The 22,252-nt window shown below is 61.8% G+C and carries 17 protein-coding genes, 1 tRNA gene and 3 rRNA genes (1 of these 21 cut by a window edge); 16 read left to right on the plus strand and 5 right to left on the minus strand.

Annotated features, from left to right (window positions below):
• The 11 genes from MRK42_RS00805 to MRK42_RS00855 form a co-directional block, all read left to right on the plus strand.
• Positions 1 to 158, plus strand: a 23S ribosomal RNA gene (locus MRK42_RS00805); it begins 2,731 nt to the left of the window's first position.
• Between the two features lie 115 nt (positions 159 to 273).
• A 5S ribosomal RNA gene (rrf, locus tag MRK42_RS00810) occupies positions 274 to 388 on the plus strand.
• A 47-nt stretch (positions 389 to 435) separates the two neighbouring features.
• Positions 436 to 511, plus strand: a tRNA-Thr gene (locus MRK42_RS00815).
• A gap of 27 nt (positions 512 to 538) precedes the next feature.
• Positions 539 to 653, plus strand: a 5S ribosomal RNA gene (gene rrf, locus MRK42_RS00820).
• Positions 654 to 818: 165 nt separating this feature from the next.
• A complete protein-coding gene (ebgR, locus tag MRK42_RS00825; protein WP_042027179.1) occupies positions 819 to 1,784 on the plus strand; it encodes a transcriptional regulator EbgR in 966 nt (321 codons plus the stop codon).
• A 318-nt stretch (positions 1,785 to 2,102) separates the two neighbouring features.
• Positions 2,103 to 5,177, plus strand: a complete 3,075-nt coding sequence (gene ebgA, locus MRK42_RS00830) for a beta-galactosidase subunit alpha (RefSeq protein ID WP_354688742.1) — start codon at positions 2,103 to 2,105, stop codon at positions 5,175 to 5,177.
• A complete protein-coding gene (locus MRK42_RS00835) occupies positions 5,174 to 5,629 on the plus strand; it encodes a beta-galactosidase subunit beta (protein ID WP_042027176.1) in 456 nt (151 codons plus the stop codon). Before ebgA ends, MRK42_RS00835 begins: the two co-directional genes overlap by 4 nt.
• Before the next feature lie 106 nt (positions 5,630 to 5,735).
• Positions 5,736 to 7,181 (plus strand): amino acid permease, encoded by a 1,446-nt coding sequence (locus MRK42_RS00840; protein WP_225633632.1) that lies wholly within the window; start codon positions 5,736 to 5,738, stop codon positions 7,179 to 7,181.
• Positions 7,182 to 7,284: 103 nt separating this feature from the next.
• Positions 7,285 to 7,623, plus strand: coding sequence for a tRNA-binding protein (locus tag MRK42_RS00845; RefSeq protein WP_354688743.1), 339 nt, complete (start codon positions 7,285 to 7,287; stop codon positions 7,621 to 7,623).
• 171 nt (positions 7,624 to 7,794) lie between these two features.
• On the plus strand, positions 7,795 to 9,237 hold the full coding sequence (locus MRK42_RS00850) for an amino acid permease (protein ID WP_354688744.1): 1,443 nt from the start codon (positions 7,795 to 7,797) through the stop codon (positions 9,235 to 9,237).
• 188 nt (positions 9,238 to 9,425) lie between these two features.
• Positions 9,426 to 10,403, plus strand: a complete 978-nt coding sequence (locus MRK42_RS00855; protein ID WP_354688745.1) for a bile acid:sodium symporter family protein — start codon at positions 9,426 to 9,428, stop codon at positions 10,401 to 10,403.
• A gap of 61 nt (positions 10,404 to 10,464) precedes the next feature.
• On the opposite strand, the gene ovoA is transcribed toward MRK42_RS00855, so the two are convergent.
• The 4 genes from ovoA to MRK42_RS00875 all read right to left on the minus strand — a co-directional run bounded on the left by ovoA (position 10,465) and on the right by MRK42_RS00875 (position 15,479).
• A complete protein-coding gene (gene ovoA / locus MRK42_RS00860) occupies positions 10,465 to 12,615 on the minus strand; it encodes a 5-histidylcysteine sulfoxide synthase (RefSeq protein ID WP_354688746.1) in 2,151 nt (716 codons plus the stop codon).
• A 251-nt stretch (positions 12,616 to 12,866) separates the two neighbouring features.
• A complete protein-coding gene (locus tag MRK42_RS00865; RefSeq protein ID WP_061476865.1) occupies positions 12,867 to 13,373 on the minus strand; it encodes a DinB family protein in 507 nt (168 codons plus the stop codon).
• Positions 13,374 to 13,448: 75 nt separating this feature from the next.
• Positions 13,449 to 14,303, minus strand: coding sequence for an S-formylglutathione hydrolase (gene fghA, locus MRK42_RS00870; RefSeq protein ID WP_354688747.1), 855 nt, complete (start codon positions 14,301 to 14,303; stop codon positions 13,449 to 13,451).
• Positions 14,304 to 14,351: 48 nt separating this feature from the next.
• Positions 14,352 to 15,479, minus strand: coding sequence for an S-(hydroxymethyl)glutathione dehydrogenase/class III alcohol dehydrogenase (locus MRK42_RS00875; RefSeq protein WP_354688748.1), 1,128 nt, complete (start codon positions 15,477 to 15,479; stop codon positions 14,352 to 14,354).
• Between the two features lie 120 nt (positions 15,480 to 15,599).
• Between MRK42_RS00875 and MRK42_RS00880 the strand changes: the two genes are divergently transcribed.
• On the plus strand, positions 15,600 to 16,505 hold the full coding sequence (locus tag MRK42_RS00880; protein ID WP_354688749.1) for a LysR substrate-binding domain-containing protein: 906 nt from the start codon (positions 15,600 to 15,602) through the stop codon (positions 16,503 to 16,505).
• Positions 16,506 to 16,620: 115 nt separating this feature from the next.
• Here the strand turns inward: MRK42_RS00880 and MRK42_RS00885 are convergent, their stop codons facing one another.
• Entirely contained in the window at positions 16,621 to 17,484 is an 864-nt protein-coding gene (locus MRK42_RS00885) for a YicC/YloC family endoribonuclease (RefSeq protein WP_354688750.1), read from the minus strand.
• A gap of 146 nt (positions 17,485 to 17,630) precedes the next feature.
• Here MRK42_RS00885 and rph point away from each other — a divergent pair, with 146 nt between their 5' ends.
• From rph to cueR, 4 genes are all read left to right on the plus strand, one after another.
• Positions 17,631 to 18,347 carry a ribonuclease PH gene (gene rph, locus MRK42_RS00890; RefSeq protein WP_223379667.1) on the plus strand — a complete coding sequence of 239 codons (717 nt, stop codon included), beginning with the start codon at positions 17,631 to 17,633 and terminating at the stop codon, positions 18,345 to 18,347.
• Between the two features lie 74 nt (positions 18,348 to 18,421).
• Positions 18,422 to 19,075, plus strand: coding sequence for an orotate phosphoribosyltransferase (pyrE, locus tag MRK42_RS00895; RefSeq protein WP_026457170.1), 654 nt, complete (start codon positions 18,422 to 18,424; stop codon positions 19,073 to 19,075).
• A gap of 178 nt (positions 19,076 to 19,253) precedes the next feature.
• Positions 19,254 to 21,674 (plus strand): heavy metal translocating P-type ATPase, encoded by a 2,421-nt coding sequence (locus MRK42_RS00900; protein ID WP_354688751.1) that lies wholly within the window; start codon positions 19,254 to 19,256, stop codon positions 21,672 to 21,674.
• 10 nt (positions 21,675 to 21,684) lie between these two features.
• Positions 21,685 to 22,074, plus strand: a complete 390-nt coding sequence (cueR, locus tag MRK42_RS00905; protein WP_026457258.1) for a Cu(I)-responsive transcriptional regulator — start codon at positions 21,685 to 21,687, stop codon at positions 22,072 to 22,074.
• Positions 22,075 to 22,252 lie beyond the last annotated feature (178 nt).

The following is a 22,252-nucleotide window of genomic DNA, read 5'->3' on the forward strand; positions in this document are numbered from 1 at the left end:
GAAAGCATCTAAGCGGGAAGCGAGCCCTGAGATGAGTCATCCCTGACCCCTTGAGGGTCCTAAAGGGCCGTTGGAGACCACAACGTTGATAGGTGGGGTGTGTAAGCGCGGCGACGTGTTGAGCTAACCCATACTAATTACCCGTGAGGCTTAACCATACAACACCCAAGAAGTGTTCTGGGCCTTGTAGCGAATGAACGAACTACGAATTCAGTGATAGCGAAGCCAACAGGCAAATCGTTATTCACGTCAGCTTTCTAGATTAAGAATTTGCCTGGCGGCCATAGCGCCGTGGAACCACCTGAACCCATGCCGAACTCAGAAGTGAAACGCGGTAGCGCCGATGGTAGTGTGGCATTCGCCATGCGAGAGTAGGACACTGCCAGGCACCAAATTTTAGATTACGCGGTGAGCGTGGTCTTTACCGGTTAGTGTGCTGATATGGCTCAGTCGGTAGAGCGCATCCTTGGTAAGGATGAGGTCCCCAGTTCGATTCTGGGTATCAGCACCATTTTCAAGTTAGTTTTAAAAGCTTTTGCCTGACGGCAATAGCGCCGTGGAACCACCTGATCCCATGCCGAACTCAGAAGTGAAACGCGGTAGCGCCGATGGTAGTGTGGCATTCGCCATGCGAGAGTAGGACACTGTCAGGCACCTATTCAGAAGAGGCCTCCCCATCGGGAGGCCTTTTTGCATTTCCGGCTCGCAAAATCACAATCCACCGCTGACATTTTAGTAAAAATGCTGGGCTATCAAGACATTGACCGTTACTCTTTAGCCGTTGTCGATTAACAGTTGATGCTGCCAGAGAGGTATTGATGGCCACGTTGAAGGAAATTGCACAGGAGGCGGGAGTCTCTCTCGCCACGGTATCCCGGGTATTGAACGAGGATCCCAGCCTGAGCGTCAAGGAAGAGACCAAGCAGCGGATCTTCGAGATTGCCGAGCGGCTGGAGTACAAGACCAGCAGCGCCCGCAAGGGCGTCCACAAGAGCAAGCTGCACTTCCTGGTGGTCTATGCCTATCCCCAGAGTACAGAAGTCAACGACCCCTATTATCTGGCCATACGCTACGGCATCGAAACCCAGAGCGCGCGCCTCAACATCGAGCTGACTCATCTCTACAACTGTGCTGAAGGACGCGATCTGACCGCTGTGGATGGCATCCTTGTAGTGGGAAGTCTCACTCCCGAGCGCCTGGCTCAGTTGCAGCAGTGCTCAAGCCAGTTGGTCTTCATCGATTGTCGCTCCCAGGGGGAGTTTGACTCGGTCGACGTGGATCTGGCCCTGATCAGCCAGCAGGTCGTCGACTACTTCATCGCGCAGGGGCACAAGCGCATCGGCTATATCGGGGGCCAGGACGATAGCCCGGATCTGCGCGAGCTCGCCTTTCTCGATTACGGTCAGCGATTGGGGGTCGTGCAAGAGGGCGATCTCCATCGTGGGGATTTCTCCAGTGCCTCCGGCTATCGGCTGGCGAAGGAGATGCTGGCCGGGGATTGGCCCAAAGCGCTGTTCGTGGCCTCCGACTCCATTGCCATCGGCGTGTTGCGGGCCATTCACGAGAAGGGGTTGGCCATTCCCCAGCAGATCGAGCTTATCAGCGTCAACGATATCCCGACCGCCAAGTTCACCTTTCCCCCCCTCTCCACGGTGCGCATTCACTCCGAGCTGATGGGGTCCCAGGGGGTCAACCTGCTGGTTGAGCGGCTGCGTGACGAGCGGGATATTCCATTGCGGGTGTTGGTGCCGAGCCGGTTGACCCTGCGTGGTACAACACGTTAGTTTTAGTAAAAATATTTTTGTTTTAGTCGCGCCATACCTTTATGGCGCGACAGCATCCATTCTTTCAGACCTTTCCTCATTCAAGGGTGATTCATATCTTTTTGTTTTATAGAGATATAGATCATGCCCTCGATTTTCATGTCAACATTCATGCCATTCGGATGGACTAGTTCATCCTTTCTCCGCCACATCTGATCTCGCTCACAAAACAGACTCTTCTGTGTGATCGGGTTAAAACTTTACCGATTTCAAACTGATATTTAGTAAATGTTTATCTAAAGTTTACCCAGTCTATGTTGTCTTGTTCCGGGAGGACATGTGAATAACTGGGAAAACGTCCACTTCGTTGGTGAAAACAGGCTGGCCCCGCGCGCCTACTTCTTCTCTTATGCCGACCGCTCTCTGGCGGCTACCATGCAGCGCGAGCTGAGCCGCCGCTTCCTCTCCTTGAGCGGCCAGTGGCAGTTCCACTACTTCGACCATCCTCTGCAGGTACCGGAGGCCTTCTATCACAGCCCCATGAACGAGTGGGACCAAATCACCGTGCCCAACATGTGGCAGATGGAAGGGCATGGTCAGCTGCAGTACACCGACGAAGGTTTTCCCTTCCCCATCGATGTGCCCTTCGTGCCGACCAACAACCCCACCGGCGCCTATCAGCGCAGCTTCACGCTGAGCCCGGCCTGGGATGGCGAGCAGGTGATCATCAAGTTTGACGGGGTGGAGACCTACTTCGAGGTCTATGTGAACGGCCACTACGTCGGCTTCAGCAAAGGGAGCCGCCTCACTGCCGAGTTTGATATCAGTGCCTACGCCAACACCGGCGAAAACCTGCTGTCGGTGCGGGTGATGCAGTGGGCGGACTCCACCTATATCGAAGATCAGGACATGTGGTGGATGGCGGGGATCTTCCGCGACGTCTATCTGGTGGGCAAACCGGCGGTCCATGTGCAGGACTTCTTCATCCGCACCGCGCTGGCAGAGGACAACCAGAGCGCCACCCTGAGCTGCGACATCCAGCTCGAGAACCTGGGGGCAGCTGCCCGTGATCACCGCCTGGTCTGGTCACTGCTGGATCAGGGCAGCGAGATAGCCAGCGGCACACTCGACCATCTCGCCATCGATGGCAAGTATGATTGCCGCTTCACGCTGGATCTGGCCAACCCCCATCTGTGGAGCGCCGAAGATCCTTACCTCTACCAGCTGCAACTCTCCCTCTACAACGGTCAGGGCGAGCTGCTGGAGGTGATCCCGCAGCGGGTCGGGGTGCGTGAAATCAAGGTCAAGGATGGCCTCTTCTACGTCAACGGTCACTACCTCAAGCTGCATGGGGTGAACCGTCACGACAACGACCACCTCAAGAGCCGCGCGGTCGGCATGGACCGTGTTGAACGCGATATCGTGCTGATGAAGCAGCACAACCTCAACTCGGTGCGTACCGCCCACTACCCGAACGACCCGCGTTTCTACGAGCTGTGCGACCAGTACGGTCTGTTCGTGATGGCGGAGACGGACGTCGAGACCCACGGCTTTGCCAACGTCGGCGATCTCAGCCGCATCACCGACGACCCCTTCTGGGAGCCGGTGTTCGTAGACAGGATCGAGCGCCACGTGCACGCCCAGAAGAACCACCCCTCCATCATCATCTGGTCGCTCGGCAACGAATCCGGCTACGGCTGCAACATCAAAGCCATGTACCGGCGCTGCAAGGGGATCGACCCGACCCGGCTGGTGCACTACGAAGAGGATCGCGACGCCGAGGTGGTGGATGTGGTCAGTACCATGTATTCCCGCGTCTCCCAGATGAACTGCTTCGGCGAGTTCCCGATGGAGAAGCCGCGCATTATCTGCGAATACGCCCACGCCATGGGCAATGGCCCGGGTGGTCTTAGCGAATATCAGCAGGTGTTCGACCGTCATCCCCACATTCAGGGTCACTACATCTGGGAGTGGTGCGATCACGGCATTCTGGATCAGGACGAGCAGGGCCGCCCGGTTTACAAGTACGGTGGCGACTACGGCGACTACCCCAACAACTACAACTTCTGCATGGATGGTCTCATCTATCCGGATCAGACTCCGGGGCCGGGCCTGCGCGAATACAAGCAGGTGATCTGCCCGGTCAAGGTGCGCGCCTTGGATCTGGCGAGCGGCAAGCTGGAAGTGGAAAACCGCTACTGGTTCTCCACTCTCGACGATATCCGCCTGCTGGTCGAAGTGAAGGCAGAGGGCGAGCTGCTGGCCAGCCAGCAGGTCCGGCTGGAAGGGATTGCCCCCGGTGCCACCACAGAGCTGCAACTCGAACTGCCCACGCTTGATACGCGGGAAACTTTCGTCCAGCTGAGGGTCATCAAGGCCACCGCCACCCGTTACAGCGCGGCGGAGCACGAGCTGGGCCAGTACCAGTTCCAGCTCAAAGAGTCGACTCGCCAGTTGCAGCCCTTTGCCAATCCCAACGCCACTGCGCTGCAGATTGCCGATGAGCGCCTCGAGCTTGTCTTAAGCGGCAGCGGCTTTGCCCTGCGCTTCTCACGCCTCGACGGCAAGCTGGTGAGCTGGCAGCAGGATGGTAATGAGCTCATAGAGCGCGCGCCGCGCCTCACCTTCTTCAAGCCGATGATCGACAACCACAAGCAGGAGTACGAGAGCCTATGGCACCCGAATCACCTGCAGATCATGCAGGAGCACTTCCGTGACTTAAGCTGGCGTCAGCTGGGTGAGGCGGTCGAGGTGACGGTAGAGAGCCTGATCGCCCCGCCGGTGTTCGACTTCGGCATGCGCTGCCGCTACGTCTATACCCTGAGCCCGAACGGCCAGCTACATGTGGCGCTCTCCGGCCAACCCTACGGCGGTTATGACGACATCATCCCCAAGATCGGCTTCGAGATGGGTATTCGCCAGGATCTCGATCGGGTGCACTACTACGGCATGGGGCCGGGCGAGAACTATCAGGACAGCCGCCAGAGCAACTGGATCGACAGCTTCCAGAGCACAGTCGGCGAGATGTGGGAGCACTACCCCTTCCCGCAGGACAACGGCAACCGTCAGCAGGTGCGCTGGGCGACCCTGACCAACCGCCACGGTGCCGGTCTCTACGTGCGACCCGATGCCCCCATCAACCTGAGCGTCTGGCCCTACAGCTGGGAGCATATCCACGCGGCGCAGCACATCAACGAGCTGGAACCGAGTGGCTATCTCACCCTCAATCTGGATCACAAGGTGCTGGGGCTGGGTTCCAACTCCTGGGGCTCCGAGGTGCTGGACTCCTGGCGGGTACGCTTCGAGCCGTTCAGCTTCGGCCTGACCCTGCTGCCCATCGCCCGTGGCAATCTCAATCCGGCTGCGCTGGCCGGGCTCGATCTCACCATCAACGGCGGGAGGAACCTCGCATGATCACCCTGGACAACCTGACCCTGTTCAAAAACATCTACCGGGAGGGCAAGAAGTGGGGCCGCTGCGTGGAGGCCATCAACAACGTTGGCAACCTCAAGCCGGGGATCTGCCACTCCATCGGTGACTCCCTCACCTACCGCTTGCAGGAGGGGGCCAGCCCGGCCACCTCATTGTTCGAGGGGCAACGTCGTTACTTCGACGTCCACTACTACCTGGAAGGGGAAGAGACGGTGGAGTGGGCTGCCAAGAATGAGCTGCGGGTCGAACAGGCTTACGACGACACCACAGACCGCGAGTGGCTGGCCGGCGAGGTGCGCGAGCGCCAGAAGGTGGGCAACGGCCAGGTGGTGATCTTCGAGAACGATGAGGCCTATCGCTTCGCAGGTGACGCGCCGGTGCGCAAGGTGATCATCAAGGTCACCGTCGAAGGCGGCTACTTCAAAAACAAATAACAAGCTGCTGATTTTGTACTGATAAAAAGCCGGAAGGTGCGGGGCTCACCCTACAGCTCAGGCCCCGCCCTTTCGCAGACAACTACTACAGGTCTGGAGATGCACCATGTCTGATTCCAAACGGAATACGATAGGCAAGTTCGGTTTGCTGTCGCTCACCTTTGCGGCGGTATTCAGTTTCAACAACGTCATCAACAACAACATCGAGATCGGTCTGGCCTCGGCCCCGATGTTCTTTCTGGCCACCATTTTTTACTTCATTCCGTTTTGCCTGATCATTGCGGAATTTGTGTCACTGAATAAGAACTCCGAAGCGGGTGTCTATGCCTGGGTGAAGAGTTCCCTTGGCGGTCGCTGGGCCTTCATCTCCGCCTACACCTACTGGTTCGTGAACCTCTTCTTCTTCACCTCCTTGCTGCCGCGGGTCATCGCCTACGCCTCTTACGCCTTCCTGGGTTACGAGTACATCCTCACCCCGCTGGCCACCACGGGCCTGAGCATGATCCTGTTCGCCTTTGCCACCTATGTCTCTACCAACGGCGCCAAAATGCTGGGCCCCATCACCTCGGTGACCTCGTCCCTGATGCTGCTGCTGACACTCTCCTACATTCTGCTGGCGGGCGCGGCCCTGATCGGCGGCGTGCAGCCGGCCGACCCCATCACGGTGGAAGCCATGGTTCCCGATTTCAGCTGGGCCTTCCTGGGGATTACCACCTGGATCTTTATGGCGGCCGGTGGCGCCGAGTCGGTGGCGGTCTACGTGAATGACGTGAAAGGCGGCTCCAAATCCTTTGTGAAGGTGATCATCGTCGCCGGCATCTTCATCGGTGTGCTCTACTCCATCGCATCGCTCTTGATCAACGTGTTTGTCCCGAGCGATACCCTGAAATACACCGGCGGCTCGGTGCAGGTGTTCGAGGGGCTGGCCTCCTACTTCGGTCTGCCTGAAATCCTGGTGAACCGCTTCGTGGGTCTGGTCTCCTTCACCGCCATGTTTGGCTCCCTGCTGATGTGGACCGCTACGCCGGTGAAGATCTTCTTCTCCGAGATCCCGGCCGGCATCTTCGGCAAGAAGACGGTCGAGCTGAACGAGAACGGTGTGCCGGCTCGTGCCGCCTGGATCCAGTACCTGATCGTGCTGCCGCTGATGGTGATCCCGACCCTGGGCTCCAACACCGCGCAAGATCTGATGAATACCGTGATCAACATGACCGCCGCCGCTTCCATGCTGCCGCCGCTGTTCATCATGCTGGCCTACCTGAATCTGCGCCTCAAGCTGGATCACCTGCCGCGGGACTTCAAGATGGGCTCGCGCACCACCGGCATCGCAGTGGTCTCGGTGCTGATCGCCATCTTCTCGGTGGGTTTCCTGGCCTCCACCTTCCCGACCGGCGCCGACATCATGACCATCATCTTCTACAACGTGGGCGGGATTGTGATTTTCCTCGGCTTCGCCTGGTGGAAATACAACAAATACGAAGCCTCCCTGAGCGATGAAGCGCGCGCCAAAGAGGCCCAGCCGGCCGCGCAGGTGTCGCTCCAGGCGTCATGAGCCGCGTCCCTGAACAGACAGGCCCGAGGGGCCAACACAAGCAAAGCGGGTGGCCGATGGCCACCCGTACCCCGTTAAACCCAACAAGAAAAGGAAGAACACAATGAGCGAGGTGATCGAGTTTGCCGAATTCAAGCGAGTCGAGATGAAAGTGGGCAAGGTGCTGGAGGTGGTGCGCCACCCGGGTGCCGACAAACTCTATATCGTCCAGATCGATGTCGGTGGCGAGCGCCCCCTGCAGACCGTCACCAGCCTGGTGCCCTACTACAGCGAAGCTGAGCTGCTGGGCAGCCAGGTGGTGGTGCTGACCAACCTCAAGCCCACCAGGATGCGCGGAGAGCGCTCCGAATGCATGTTGCTCTGCGCCGAGACGCCGGACGAGAGCCAGAGCGTGCTGCTGCAGCCCCGGGTGCCGATGGCGCCGGGTACCCCGATTGTATGAGTGATTGACGGCGCCGGCGCGACCACTGCGCGCCGGCTTGCCGCAAGGCCGCCACAGACGGCCAGTTTGACCATAACAAGAGAGTAAAGGGCGGGGCCGACAGACCCTTGCCGAACACATTCAGAGTCATCAGCGCCTCAGAGAGGAGGCGCGATTCCATTGGAGGACACCATGTCTGAATCCGTACGCGGCACCATAGGCAAGTTTGCCCTGTTGTCGATGACCTTTGCCGCCGTGTTCAACGTGCGCAACATCGTCAACAACAACATCGAACTGGGGCTCAGTTCCGCCCCCATCTTCCTGCTGGCGACCATCGTCTACTTCATCCCGTTCGTCTTCATCATCGCCGAGTTCGTCTCGGCCAACAAAAACTCCGAGTCGGGGATGTATGACTGGCTGAAGAAACCACTCGGCACCCGGATGGCCTATCTGGGCTCGTTTCTCTACTGGTTCGTGAACCTGTTCTGGTTCGTCTCCCTGTTGCCCAACGTCATCGCCTACGCCTCCTACGCCATGTTGGGGTATGAGTACAGCTTCTCGCCCATGGTCACCTCAGTCATCTCTATCGTACTGTTTGCGGCGGCGACCCACATCTCCACCAAGGGGGCGAGCTGGCTCGGCAAGATTGCCGAGCTGGTGGCCTACGGTGTCTTTGCCCTGTTCGCCATCTATGTGCTGGGGGCCCTGATGGCGCTCGGCGGTGACCATGTGCCGGCCCAGCCCATCACCCTGGAGGCGATGACTCCCACCGTCAACTGGGCGACGCTGGGTATCATGTGCTGGATCTTCCAGGCGGCCGGTGGCGCCGAGACGGCGGCGGCCTACCTCAATGACGTGAAGGGCGGCCAGAAGTCCTTCATCAAGGTGATCATCAGCGCAGGTATCGTCATCGGTGCCATGTATGCCCTCGGTTCCCTTTTGGTGAACGTGTTCGTGGCGCGCGAGAGCCTCACTTATGCCGGCGGCATGGTGGAGATCTTCACCGGCATGGCCCAGTACTTCCAGATCTCCGAGACCCTGGTGGGGCGCTTCGTCGGTGTCGTGCTGTTCATCGCCATGTTCGGTTCCATGATGATGTGGACCTCGGCCCCGGTGAAGATCCACTTCTCCGAGATCCCCAAGGGGGTCTATGGGGAGAAGACCACCGAGCTCAACCAGCACGGGGTGCCGGTGCGCGCCGCCTGGTGGCAGTTTGTCTTCGTATTCGCGATGCTGGTGGTCAACGGTTTCGGTTCCGAATCTGTGCAGCAGATGATGAACACCGCCATCAATCTCACCGCAGGGACTGCCATGTTGCCGCCGATCTTCATCATGGTGGCCTACTTCGTGTTCCGCTGGAAACATGACGACACTCCCCGCGAGTTCCGCATGGGATCGCGCAAGTTCGGCATGGGCGTGGTGTCGGTGCTCATCGCCATCTTCGTGGTGAGCATGAGTGCCTCCGCCTTCCCGACCGGGGTGGATCTGGTGCGCGCTTTCTTCATCAACGTCTTTATGACGGCTGTCTTCTCGGCGCTGGCCTACTGGTGGATCTCCCGCTTCGAGAAGCGCCAAGCGAGCAAACTGGCGGCCGGCAAGTCCGCTGACGGCGTCAATCTGGCCCGCCAGCCTTGAGCCATGCCCGTGCGAGGGGATAACCCCTGACAAAGCCGGTCACGGTGCGGCTTTGCGCCGGCAGGTGATCGGGGTAAGCTGGGGACTCGTTGCAGCAGGAGGTGTCAAACACCTCCTGCTGTGTTTTTTGCCACCCTGGCGCCCGCTCACCTCATGGTGACGGTTTGCCTCTTTGCCGGAGACGGTTCGTGCGTCTGGATCCCTTTACCTCTGTGCTGATCCTGGTGGTCGCGCTGGCCTCCTTCTTCCCCTGCGAGGGGCAGGTGGCCGTCTGGTTTGGCTGGCTGACCAAGCTGGCGGTGGCGCTGCTCTTTTTCATGCATGGCGCCAAGCTGTCGCGCCAGAATCTGCTGGCGGGCCTCGGCCACTGGCGGCTGCACCTGGTGGTGATGCTCAGCACCTTCCTGCTGTTTCCGCTGCTGGGGCTGCTGCTTACGCCCCTGGTGCCCCACTGGCTGAACCCGGCCATCTACCTCGGTTTCCTCTACCTCTGTGCCCTGCCTGCCACCGTGCAGTCAGCCATCGCCTTCACCTCCATGGCGGGCGGCAATGTGGCGGCGGCGGTGTGTAGCGCCTCGGCCTCCAGCATCCTTGGCATCTTCCTCTCCCCCGTGCTGGTGGGGCTGATGATCCAGGTTCAGGGGGAGGGGATCGACACCTGGCACTCGATCCAGGCCATCATGGTGCAGCTGATGCTGCCGTTCGTGGTGGGCCACCTGTCGCGCCCGATCATCGGTCGCTGGGTCGACAGCCACCGGCCGCTCATCGGCAAGCTGGACCAGAGCTCCATCCTGCTGGTGGTCTATGTGGCCTTCAGTAAGGCGGTGGTGCAGGGGATTTGGCATCAAGTAGGTTGGTACGATCTGGCCAGTATCGTGCTGCTGAGCTGTGTGCTGCTGGCCCTGGTGCTGGGCTGGAACGTCTGGATCAGCCGCCGCCTCGGCTTCAACAAGGCGGACGAGATCACCATCGTCTTCTGCGGTTCCAAGAAGAGTCTCGCCAACGGGGTGCCTATGGCCAACGTCATGTTCCCGGCTGCCAGCGTCGGGATCATGGTGCTGCCGCTGATGATCTTCCACCAGATCCAGCTGATGGTCTGTGCCGTGCTGGCCCGCCGCTACCACGAGCAGGGTGCCGAGTCCCAGGTCTCACATCAGGCGGGATAAGCCGTCCGGGCAGTGCAAAAGAGAGGGAGGCCAGTGGGCCTCCCTCTCTTTTGCTGCCGCGTCAGCGTTTGCGCCACACGGTGAGCTGGGCCACCGTGTGCTGGTGCTTGCGAGCGGTCTCGCGGATGACGAAGGGCACCTCTCGCGGCGGAATATGCTCCTCGAACTCCGCCGCCAGCAGCCGCTGCAGCGCCTGATAGGTGGTGAGCGCCTCGCCGTTTTCGCGGATGCCGCCGAGCCAGTTGGCCTTGGGGGTGTATTCCGTCAACCAGGTGTAGGGGCTGGTGAGCACCAGCAGGCCGCCACTGCGCAGCCTGGGAGCAATGTCCCGCAGGAAGCGGGCGGGTTCCCGCAGCCGGTCGATAAGGTTGGAGGCGAGCACCAGATCGTAGTGGTCATATTTGGGCTTGAGGTTGCAGGCATCCCCCTGGCTGAAGTGGATGCGTTCTACCTGCTCGCGGCCCAGATCGTGGCTGGAGAGCCGCGCCTCGCAATACTCCACCAGATCCCCCTCCAGCGGCATGGCGTAGCGGAAGCTGTCCTGGCTGGCGAGTGCCAGTGCCACGTCGATGAAGCGGGCCGAGTAGTCCACCCCGTCTACATGCTGGAAGTGGCGGGCCAGCTCGAAGCTGGCGCGGCCGGTGGCGCAGCCGATATCCAGTGCCCGCTGGTGGTTGCTGCATAACTCACTGGCCAGATCGGCCAGAGTCTTGGCGTAGTTGGCCACCCCGAAGCGGGTCGGCCCATACTGGAAGTCGAGGTATTGCGCGACGAGGGTGTCGGTTTCGTAAGGGTTCACGATGACGGGTTCCTGATAACGGGAGACCAGATAGCGGAAGCCCGCATGCTGGAAGAAGTGGCGACGAAAGGCGTAGCGGGAGGACTTGAGCGCCTCGTTGCCGGTGCTGATCCAGCTGCCGCCCTTGATGAGGGTGTGCTTGCCATCGAAGGTGGGGGTGGAGAAGTCGTCGTAGAGGGGGTGCACCTTGAACCCCTCGAAGCCGTCGATGGCGGTGCCGGTCCACTGCCAGACGTTGCCCACCAGATCGAAAAAGTTGCCCTGCGGGCAGGCATCCACCGGACAGGAGGAAGCGAAGCGGGCGAGATTGATATTGCCGGGGGCCTCCACCCAGTCCGGCTGATCCTCAGGTACCCGCTCGCGCAGCAGCATCCACTCCGCCTCGCTCGGTAGCTGGATGGGCAGCCCGGTCTGAGCCGCTTTCCAGCGGCAGAAGGCGGCGGCCTCCAGCTGGTTGACCTCCACCGGCCAGTCCCAGGGCATGGCAACCTGTTCGGTCATCAGCCGCAGTTGCAGTTGGCCGGGGTTGGCCGGGTTGCCGACCCAGAAGGTGGGCATCCGGGCCCCGGCATACTGGCGCCAGCCCCAGCCTTCGTCATCCCACCAGGCGCGGGTCTCGTAGCCACCCGCCTGCACGAAGTCGAAATATTCTGCGTTGCTCACCAGCATGCGGCTGGCCTGGAAGGGGGCCAGCTCGATGTGGCGCTCGCCATATTCGTTGTCCCAGCCGTAGGTGGCATCTTGCTTGCCGAGTTTCACCTGACCGCCAGCCACCGGCAGCAGGCTGTTGGCGGGCACCTCGTTACGGCGATGGCGCGCCTCGGCGCAGACCGGCCACTGGGGCCGGGGTCGCACCCAGGCCAGCGGCAGCTGGCGGATCAGCACGCTGGAGGTCTCGAGGTGGATGCGCTCGTGTTCTATCCCCATCAGGATGACCCAGGCCGGGCTCTGCCAGTCGATGGGCAGTTCGAGCGGCATCTTCTCGATAAAGTCGACCACCAGGGCCCGCACGCGGGCGCGATAGGTGCGCAGCTCGCTGATGGCGGGCCAGTCGTAGTGGGTCTCGTCGAGATCGTCCCAGCTCATCTCGTCCACCCCGATGGCGACCATGGCCTCAATGCGGGCGTCGAGCCTGCTCTCGATGAGACGGGCCGCCAGCAGCTTGTTGATGAAGAAGGCGGCGGTGTGACCGTAGTAGAAGATGAGCGGGTGGCGCAGAGGGATCGCCTTGTTGAACCAGGCGCGCTCGTCGGCCAGGCAGTCGAACAGGGAGTCGTAGAGATCGAAGGTCTGGCAGAAGTAGGCGAGCAGCTCGCGGCGCTTGTGCTCGGGATCGCTGCCGGTCAGCAGCGGAGTACGGGTTGGCGCGGGCAGACCGACATCGGTGGAAAACAGGGGGCTGGCTTGGGTCACGCTTTGACTCCTTGTTGGCAGTGAAGACTGACAAGGCGGTGGTAAATCCATTACCGCGCTGGCGAGCTCTGTGGGCACAAAGTATCACTATTGGCTCAACAGACCGGCGCGGCAACCAAAAACTTGCACAGGTCGTCAGCCTCGTGGGTTCCGGCGCCGTGAGTCGGCAGGGCAGTTGCCCGGTGTGATGACAGATGACAAAAGGCCCCGAAGGGGCCTTTTGTCATGTCGGGCTGTCGGGGTCTGCAGCCTCAGGCGAGCGGGATCGCGAGACGCAGATCCGCATTCAGCCGCATCAACAGCCACTGCATGCCGGCGAGATGCTGAAGGTCGTGGCTGACGAGCAGGCGAACCAGGCCATCCAGGGTTACCTCGCCATAACCGCCATAGCGGGCGCGCCGCTGCCAGGCCGGGGAGGGCAGGGCCTTAAGCCAGTCGACCGTCTCGCTGCGGGCGGCGCGAAAGCGTGCCAGCTGTACAGAGGGATCCTGCTGCCGGTACTGGTTGTCCTGTGCCAGTTGATAGCCATCGAGGGAGGCCAGCTCGGGCAGGCTCTCCTCCAAAGTGCGGCGAAAGCGTACCTGATAGCCCAGGGTTTCGATGTCCAGCAGGTGGCAGAGGTGGCCCCGGGCGCTGAAGCGCTCGGAGGGGATGCCGGCCCAGTTGGCCGGCTCCCAGTCCAGATAGTCGGCTGGAACTTGTGCCAGCAGTTGCTCAAATTGATCCGGCATGGCCAGCAATGTGGTGAAGAGAGGCATCCTTGTTTCTCGTTCCTTGTGTATCAGTGCCGCCGAATCACGGCGACCACCGGGTATGAGTCTGATGGCGAGTCGTCACTCCTGGGTCGGTTCACCCAGATGGCGGGCGTGGAAGCGCAGGTGCGCCTCGATAAAGCTCGCCACGAAGTAGTAGCTGTGGTCGTAGCCGGCGTGACGGTTCAGCTCCAGCGGCCACCCCTTGCCGGCGGCGGCATCGGCCAGGGCATCGATATGCAGCTGTTCGGTCAGGAAGGGATCGTCCAGTCCGACATCGACCCGGGTCGGCAGTGGCTTGACCGGCTCATTGCGCAGCAGCAGGCAGGTATCCCATTCCTGCCACAGCAGGGGGTTGTTGCCGAGGTAGGCGCCGAGCGCCTTCTGGCCCCAGGGGCAGCGGCTCGGATGGCTGATGGGGCTGAAGGCCGATACCGAGCGGTAGCGGCCAGGCTCGCGCAGGGCGGCGATAAGCGCCCCGTGGCCCCCCATGGAGTGGCCGCTGATGGCGCGTTTCGTCGAGACCGGGAAGTGGGTCTCGATGAGCTCGGGCAGCTCGCGGGTAACGTAGTCGTACATCTGGTAGTGATCGCGCCAGGGGGTCTGACTGGCGTTGACGTAGAAACCGGCACCCATGCCAAGGTCATAACCGGGATCGTCCGCTACCCCTTCGCCTCGGGGACTGGTATCCGGCGCCACCAGGGCGATGCCTAGCTCGGCGGCGATGCGCTGGGCGCCCGCCTTCTGCATGAAGTTTTCATCGGTGCAGGTGAGGCCGGAGAGCCAGTAGAGCACGGGCACCTTCTGGCCGGTGAGGGCCTGGGGTGGCAGGTAGATGGCAAACTGCATGTCGCAGCCGAGCACGGTGGAGCTGTGGCGGTAGCGCTTGTGCCAGCCATCGAAGCTCTTGTTGCTGCTGATAATGTCCAGATTCATCGAGGAACTCCTGCACCCCGCCCGCAGTGGCGGGCGGGGTGATCATGCTCAGTAGTGGATGACGGTGCGGATGCTCTTGCCTTCGTGCATCAGATCGAACGCTTCGTTGATCTGTTCAAGCGGCATGGTGTGGGTGATGAAGTCGTCCAGCTTGAATTCACCCTGCATGTAGCGCTGCACGTAGCTCGGCAGTTCGCTGCGGCCGCGCACGCCACCGAAGGCGCTGCCACGCCAGACCCGGCCGGTGACCAGCTGGAACGGACGGGTGCTGATCTCCTGGCCCGCGCCGGCCACCCCTATGATGACAGACTCGCCCCAGCCCTTGTGGCAGCACTCCAGCGCTGCGCGCATCACCTTGACGTTACCGATGCACTCGAATGAGAAGTCGACGCCACCGTCGGTCATCTCGACGATCACTTCCTGAATCGGCTTGTCGAACTTGTTCGGGTTGATGCAGTCGGTGGCCCCCAGCTTGCGGGCCAGCTCGAACTTGCTCTCGTTGATGTCGATGGCGATGATGCGGCCGGCCTTGGCCAGGCGTGCGCCTATGATGGCGGAGAGGCCGATGCCGCCCAGCCCGAAGATGGCGACGCTCTCACCTTCCTTGACCTTGGCAGTGTTCATCACGGCGCCGATGCCGGTGGTGACGCCACAGCCGAGCAGGCAGACCTCTTCCAGCGGGGCGGCCGGGTCCACCTTGGCGATGGAGATCTCGGGCAGCACAGTGTATTCGCTGAAGGTGGAGGTGCCCATGTAGTGGTAGATGGGCTGGCCGTCCTTGGAGAAGCGGGTGGTGCCGTCCGGCATCAGCCCCTTGCCCTGGGTGGCGCGGATTTTCTGGCACAGATTGGTCTTGCCGGATTTGCAGAACTTGCACTCGCCGCACTCCGGGGTGTAGAGCGGGATCACGTGATCCCCCACCTTGACGCTGGTGACGCCCTCGCCGACCGACTCGACGATGCCGCCCCCCTCGTGACCCAGAATGCAGGGGAAGACCCCTTCCGGGTCTTCACCGGAGAGGGTGAAGGCGTCGGTGTGGCAGACGCCGGTGGCGACGATGCGCACCCGTACCTCGCCAGCCTGGGGCGGCATGACCTCGACTTCTTCGATGGAGAGGGGCCGGCCCGGGCCCCAGGCGATGGCGGCCTTACACTTGATGCTTTGAACCTGTGCCATGAATGATGTCCTTATGGTTGAGCAGGGTGAACGGAATTGGGTTCGGACATCCAGTGTAGTTTCCCGCCGATTTGGTGATAATAAGGCGAAATCTCAAATCACTTTTACACATAGGTAATAATGTTCGGCTGGGAAGGGATCTGTGAATTTGTCAGCGTGGCGGAGCAGGGGGGCTTTACCCCGGCGGCCCGCAAGCTGGGGGTGTCGGTGGCTCAGGTCAGCCGCCAGGTGGCACAGCTGGAGGATCGGCTGCAGGCCAAGCTGCTGCTGCGCACCACCCGCCAGGTACGACTCACCGAGCTCGGCGAGATCTACTACCGTCACTGTCGCCAGCTGCTCGACAACCTCTACGAGGCGGAGCTGGCGGTGGGGCGCCATCAGGCGGTGCCACAGGGTTCCCTGCGCATCACGGCCCCCGTCTCCTACGGCGAGAGCCGGGTCGCCCCCCTGGTGAACGACTTCATGGTGCGCTACCCCCAGCTGGAGGTGACCCTCAACCTCACCAACCAGCTGCTGGACCTGGTGCACGAGGGTTACGATCTGGCACTGCGGCTCGGGCACCTCAAGGACTCCAGCCTGGTGGCGCGCAAGCTGGCGCAGCGGGTGCCCTATGTCTGTGCCTCGCCCGCCTACACCGCCCGCCACGGCATGCCCAACAGTCTCTCGGAGCTTGCCCGTCACACCTGTCTGGTGGGCAACAGCGACGAGTGGTATTTCACCCTGGATGGCCGCTCCCACAGTGTGCGGGTGCACGGCCTGCTGCAGTGCAACAGCGGCCACGCCCTGCTCGATGCAGCGCTCAAGGGGATCGGCATCATCCAGCTGCCGGACTACTACGTCAGCGACCATCTGGCCAGCGGCGAGCTTATCGAGCTGCTGCCCGAGCTGCGGGCGTCGGCGGAGGGGATCTGGGCCCTCTATCCCCACAACCGCCACCTCTCGCCCAAGGTGCGGCTGCTGGTGGACTATCTGGCCGAGCGGCTCGGCGCCCCCCAGCAACCGGCCCTGACCCGGCCGATAGGCTAGAGGAGTGCTCCAGGAGCTTGTTCCTGGGCCGCGCTGGCCGGACAAATAAAAAGCCCTTGAAATTCAAGGGCTCTTTCAATCGGTTACTGCGGCGACAGGCTCGCCTTGCGAGGCATCACTCGATGTTCTGGATCTGTTCGCGCATCTGCTCGATGAGGACCTTCAGCTCGACGGCGGACTGGGTCACTTCGGCGTTGATGGACTTGGAGCCGAGGGTGTTCGATTCGCGGTTGAACTCCTGCATCATGAAGTCGAGACGACGGCCACAGGCGCCACCCTTCTTCATGATCTTGTTGGTCTCGCTGATGTGCATCTCCAGACGATCCAGCTCTTCGGCCACGTCGATCTTCTGGGCCAGCAGCACGATCTCCTGCTCGATGCGGGTCGGATCCAGCTCGACTTTGGCTTCGGCCAGACGGTCGGTGAGCTTCTGGCGCTGCCACTCGATGATCTGCGGCAGGTGGGTGCGCACCTTGGTGACTTCCACCTGGATGCCAGCCAGACGCTGCTCGATCAGCGCCTTGAGGTTGGCCCCTTCACTGGCGCGGGAGGCGAGGAAGTCGTCCAGGGTCAGGTCGAAACCGCCCATCAGTTCGGTGGCGACCGCATCCATGTCCTGCTCGGCGGCGGCCATCACGCCCGGCCAGCGCAGTACGTCGACTGGGTTGAGCTGGCCCTGGCCTGCTTCTTTCATTACCCAGCTGGCGCTGTCGATGATGAGCTTGGCCAGCTCTTCATTGATATGAAGCTGGCTGGCGGCGGCCTGAGCGGCCTCGAAACGCAGGTTGCACTCCACCTTGCCACGCTGCAGCTTGGCGCGGAAACGCTCACGCAGTACCGGCTCCAGGCTGCGCAGTTGTTCCGGCAGGCGAATGTAGGTTTCCAGATAGCGCTGGTTGACCGAACGAATTTCCCAAACGGCTGTGCCCCAGTCGCCCTTGAATTCCTTGCGGGCGTAGGCGGTCATGCTGTGAATCATTGATTGTTCCGGGCTTGATGAAGTGTGGGGGCAGTATACCCAGCCAGGCTGGTGCCGTCAGCCGCTGCCTTGGTTTTAGCGGCTGATATTTGGGGCAGGATCACTTATACTCCTGCGCCAATTCAGCCAGCCCAGAGGTCCGTCCCATGCCACGTCCCAGCGATCGCACCGCCGCGCAAGTTCGCCCGGTTACCATCACCCGTCATTTCACCAAGCATGCGGAAGGCTCGGTGCTGGTGGAGTTCGGTAATACTCGCGTGCTTTGCACCGCCAGCGTCGACACCAGCGTGCCGCGCTTCCTGAAGGGCAAGGGCCAGGGCTGGGTGACCGCCGAGTACGGTATGCTGCCGCGCTCCACCCACTCCCGGATGAACCGCGAGGCAGCCTCCGGCAAGCAGAGCGGCCGTACCCTGGAGATCTCCCGTCTGATTGCCCGCTCCCTGCGCGCCGCTGTGGATCTGACCGCGCTCGGCGAGCACACCATCACGGTGGATTGTGACGTGCTGCAGGCCGATGGCGGCACCCGCACCGCTGCCATTACCGGTGCCTGCGTGGCCCTGGTGGATGCCCTGAACTGGATGGTGGAGAAGGGACTGATCAAGCAGAGCCCGCTCAAGCAGATGATCGCCGCCGTCTCCGTCGGCATGTTCGAAGGGGAAGCCATCTGCGATCTGGAGTACATCGAAGACTCCGCCGCTGAGACCGACATGAACGTGGTAATGACCGAGGATGGTCGCATCATCGAGGTGCAGGGCACCGCGGAGGCCGAGCCATTCACCCATGAGGAGTTGCTGGCCATGCTGGCGCTCGCCAAGGGCGGCATCGAAGAGATTATCGCGCTGCAGAAGCAGTCGCTCTCCTGATTTTAAAAACGCGGCATTGTCCGCGTTTTTTTATACCCGATAGAACGCAACCACAAGCCAAGCAAGGAGCCAGAATGAAAGCCTACCAGCGTCAATTTATCGAGTTCGCCCTGGAGAAACAGGTCCTCAAATTCGGTGAATTTACCCTGAAATCCGGTCGCAAGAGCCCCTACTTCTTCAACGCCGGCCTGTTCAACAGTGGCCGCGATCTGGCCCGCCTCGGCCGCTTCTACGCCGCCGCCCTGATGGATGCGGGCATCGAGTTTGACGTACTGTTTGGCCCGGCCTACAAGGGGATCCCCATCGCCTCCGCCACTGCGGTGCAGCTGGTGGAGCAACACGACGTGGACGTGCCTTGGTGCTTCAACCGCAAGGAGGCCAAGGATCACGGCGAGGGCGGCAACCTGGTGGGCAGCCCGCTCAAGGGGCGCATCATGCTGGTGGATGACGTCATCACCGCCGGTACCGCCATTCGTGAATCCATGGACCTGATCCAGGCCAACGGCGCCTCGCTGGCCGGCGTGCTGATCGCGCTGGATCGCCAAGAGAAGGGCAAGGGCGAGCTCTCCGCCATTCAGGAGGTGGAGCGTGACTACGGTGCCCACATCATCGCCATCATCCAGATGAGCGATCTCATCGCCTATCTGGAAGAGAAGCAGGTAGAGCAGCCGGAACTGGCTACGCAACTGACCGCCATGAAAGCCTATCGCGCCCAGTACGGCATCTGAGCTGTCGTTCATCCCACGCAGTAGCTGAATGTGGCGCCCGTTTGCTCCTGGGTAGCAAACGGGCGCCGTTTTTTCATCTGCAAAAAGTGGATCATGTGGCTTGAGTTTACCCTTACAGTAAAGGTTAGGGTTTGGTCATCGGCGCCATTTTGGCCGATTGGTTCCGGGGAGGAACAAGATGACCACTCATATTCAATTACCCATCCATCTGCAGCTGCCACTCACAGGCATGAGCTGTGCCAATTGCGCCAGCCGCATCTCCGCCGCCCTTAATCAGCTTGAAGGGGTGACGGCTTCCGTCAACTTTGCGCTGGAGCAGGCCGCTATCGAGCTGGACGATCCGGGCCGGTTGTCCGCGGTGCTGGAGAGCATCAAGGGGCAGGGCTACGACTACGGCAGTGAATCCTTCACCTTCCAGATCAGCGGCATGACCTGCGCAGCCTGCTCGGCCCGCCTCGAACGGATGCTGACAGCCCTGCCCGGCGTACTCTCGGCCGAGGTCAATTTCTCCATCGAGCAGGCCCGCATCACCCAGGTGCCCGGTATCCAGACCCCCGCCGCCCTGCGCGAGCAGATCGAGGGGCTCGGGTTTGGTGCCCAGCTGGCGCAAGGGTCGGCCAGCGCCCGCCGCCAGCAGTTGCTGGAGCGAGAGGCGCAGGAGTCTGCCGCCGCGCACCAGGCACTGATCCAGGTTATCGTCTCGGCGCTGCTGACCCTGCCGCTGCTGGTGGGCATGCTCGCCATGGCTGGCCTGCTGCCCTGGCATCTGCCCGCCTGGCTGGAGCTGGTGCTCGCCACGCCGGTGCAGTTCTGGGTAGGCAGACGCTTCTATCGTGGCGCCTGGCTCGCCATCAAGAACCGCTCCGCCAATATGGACGTGCTGGTGGCGACCGGTACCAGCGCCGCCTATTTCTACAGCCTCTATCTGTTGCTGACGCTGGGGATGGCCGCCAGCGGCAAGCTCTATTTCGAGGCGAGCGCCATCATCATCACCCTGATCTCCCTCGGAAAATTGCTGGAGGCCAGGGCCAAGCGCAGCACCCGCTCCGCCATTCGCGAGCTGATGGCGCTGCGCCCGGATACTGCTACCGTCTGGCGCGGCGAGAGCTGGCAGAGCGTGGCCATCGATGATGTGCTGCGCGGCGATCGGCTACGGGTGCTGGTGGGTGAGCGGGTACCGGTGGACGGCAGGATCCTGAGCGGCGAGAGCGAGCTGGATGAGTCGATCCTCACCGGTGAGAGCCTGCCGGTGCCACGGGGCTTGGGAGAGAGCGTGCTGGGCGGGGCCATCAACCGCTCAGGGGTGCTGGAGATCGAAGCCACGACCGTGGGGGAGGACTCCAGCCTCAGCAAGATTATCGCCCTGGTGGAAAACGCCCAGATGGGCAAGGCGCCGCTGCAACAACTGGTGGACAAGGTTTCCGCCGTGTTCGTGCCGGTGGTGATGGCCATCGCCCTGTTTACCCTGCTGGCCTGGTATGCCTACAGCGGTGACTTCGGTCAGGCGCTGCTGGCCGCGGTGGCCGTGTTGGTGATTGCCTGCCCCTGCGCCCTGGGCCTGGCCACGCCGGCGGCCATCGTGACCGGCACCGGGGTGGCAGCGCGCCACGGCATTCTGATAAAAGATGTGGATACCCTGCAAAAGGCTCACGCCATCAAGGCGCTTATCTTCGACAAGACTGGCACGCTTACTCAGGGTCGGCCTGTGCTGGCGAGCTGGAACGGCACCGATGAGCAGCTGCGCCTGGCCGCGGCCCTGCAGCAGGCGAGCGAGCACCCGCTGGCGCAAGCCATGCGCGAGGCGGTCGGTCAGGACGCCGTGTTGCCCCAACCGGAAGCGGTGGAGGTACGGGTTGGCGCTGGCATCATGGGTCAGGTGGCGGGCCATACGGTCGCCATCGGCAACACCAGCTTGTTGGCTCAGCTTGGCATTGCACAGCCGCAGCAGGATGAACAGCCCGCTGACGGGGCAACCCGGGTCTGGGTCGCCATCGATGGAGTGGCGGTGGGCATCGCCGCCCTGGCCGATACCCTGCGACCGGAGAGCCCGGCCGCCATCGCCACCTTGCGCCAGCGCGGCATCGCCAGCTGGCTGGTGAGCGGCGATGCGCCGGCGCCGGTGGCCCATATCGCCGCCAAGCTGGGGCTGGACGGGGCGTTCGACTCAGTGCTGCCGGCCGGCAAGGTGGATAAAGTCGAAGCGCTGCGGGCGCGTACCCAGGGGTTGGTAGCCATGGTGGGGGACGGGGTGAACGACGCCCCAGCGCTGGCCGCGGCGGACGTGGGGATCGCCATGGGCTCCGGCTCCGACGTGGCGATGGAGACCGCCTCCATCACGCTCATGCGATCTGACCCGCGGCTGGTGGCCGATGCCATCGATATCTCGGCGGCCACCTGGCGCACCATACAGCAGAATCTGTTCTGGGCCTTCGTGTTCAACATCATCGGTATTCCGCTGGCGGCGCTGGGCTACCTCAGCCCCGAGCTGGCGGGGGCGGCCATGGCCCTGAGCAGCATCACGGTATTGAGCAATTCCCTGTTATTGAAACGCTGGCAGCCCAAGGCGGGCAACCATGCTGGCACCCGAACAGACATGTAAGGAGTCATCCATGAACATCAGCAAGGTAGCCAAAGCCACTGGGCTGACCGCCAAGACCATCCGTTACTACGAGAGCATCGGCCTGATTTCGGCGCCGATCCGCAGCGACAACGGCTATCGCAGCTATACCGAGGGATCGCTGCGGGAGCTGCGTTTCGTCAAGCGGGCACGAGAGACCGGGTTCAATCTGGAGGAGTGTCAGGAGCTGCTGGCGCTCTATCGGGATGAGCACAGATCCAGTGCCCAGGTGAAGAAGCTGGCCCAGGAGAAGATCGTCGATCTGCGTGCCCGCATCGCCGGTCTGCAGGCCATGCTCAGCTCCCTCGAGGGGCTGGTCGGTTGCTGTCACGGGGATGAAAATCCTGAATGCCCGATCCTCGACGAGCTGGAAAAAGGCTGAAATCCGGCCCGGCAGACGCCGGCGTCATGATGAAATTAGAGGGAGGCAGGCCGTTTGTGAACGGCTTGCCTCCCTCTTTTTGGCCGGCATCCGGCTGCGGCAAAGTTGACTAACTTCTTAATAAAAGGCGCTTTATTGTTGCTCACTGGGGGGGATGGTAGACTGTTCGGCTCTTGTA

The organism is Aeromonas sp. 19NY04SH05-1, from assembly GCF_040581895.1.
Classification (GTDB): Bacteria; Pseudomonadota; Gammaproteobacteria; order Enterobacterales; family Aeromonadaceae; genus Aeromonas; species Aeromonas enteropelogenes.

What these genes read in the sequence shown, in the direction of transcription:
- MRK42_RS00875 (WP_354688748.1), bottom strand. Translation starts at nt 15,479, where the DNA reads ATGGCACAGGTTCAAAGCATCAAGTGTAAGGCCGCCATCGCCTGGGGC.
- MRK42_RS00840 (WP_225633632.1), top strand. Translation starts at nt 5,736, where the DNA reads ATGTCTGATTCCAAACGGAATACGATAGGCAAGTTCGGTTTGCTGTCG.
- MRK42_RS00865 (WP_061476865.1), bottom strand. Translation starts at nt 13,373, where the DNA reads ATGCCTCTCTTCACCACATTGCTGGCCATGCCGGATCAATTTGAGCAA.
- MRK42_RS00900 (WP_354688751.1), top strand. Translation starts at nt 19,254, where the DNA reads ATGACCACTCATATTCAATTACCCATCCATCTGCAGCTGCCACTCACA.
- MRK42_RS00845 (WP_354688743.1), top strand. Translation starts at nt 7,285, where the DNA reads ATGAGCGAGGTGATCGAGTTTGCCGAATTCAAGCGAGTCGAGATGAAA.
- MRK42_RS00885 (WP_354688750.1), bottom strand. Translation starts at nt 17,484, where the DNA reads ATGATTCACAGCATGACCGCCTACGCCCGCAAGGAATTCAAGGGCGAC.
- MRK42_RS00880 (WP_354688749.1), top strand. Translation starts at nt 15,600, where the DNA reads ATGTTCGGCTGGGAAGGGATCTGTGAATTTGTCAGCGTGGCGGAGCAG.
- MRK42_RS00835 (WP_042027176.1), top strand. Translation starts at nt 5,174, where the DNA reads ATGATCACCCTGGACAACCTGACCCTGTTCAAAAACATCTACCGGGAG.
- MRK42_RS00850 (WP_354688744.1), top strand. Translation starts at nt 7,795, where the DNA reads ATGTCTGAATCCGTACGCGGCACCATAGGCAAGTTTGCCCTGTTGTCG.
- cueR (WP_026457258.1), top strand. Translation starts at nt 21,685, where the DNA reads ATGAACATCAGCAAGGTAGCCAAAGCCACTGGGCTGACCGCCAAGACC.
- rph (WP_223379667.1), top strand. Translation starts at nt 17,631, where the DNA reads ATGCCACGTCCCAGCGATCGCACCGCCGCGCAAGTTCGCCCGGTTACC.
- fghA (WP_354688747.1), bottom strand. Translation starts at nt 14,303, where the DNA reads ATGAATCTGGACATTATCAGCAGCAACAAGAGCTTCGATGGCTGGCAC.
- ebgR (WP_042027179.1), top strand. Translation starts at nt 819, where the DNA reads ATGGCCACGTTGAAGGAAATTGCACAGGAGGCGGGAGTCTCTCTCGCC.
- pyrE (WP_026457170.1), top strand. Translation starts at nt 18,422, where the DNA reads ATGAAAGCCTACCAGCGTCAATTTATCGAGTTCGCCCTGGAGAAACAG.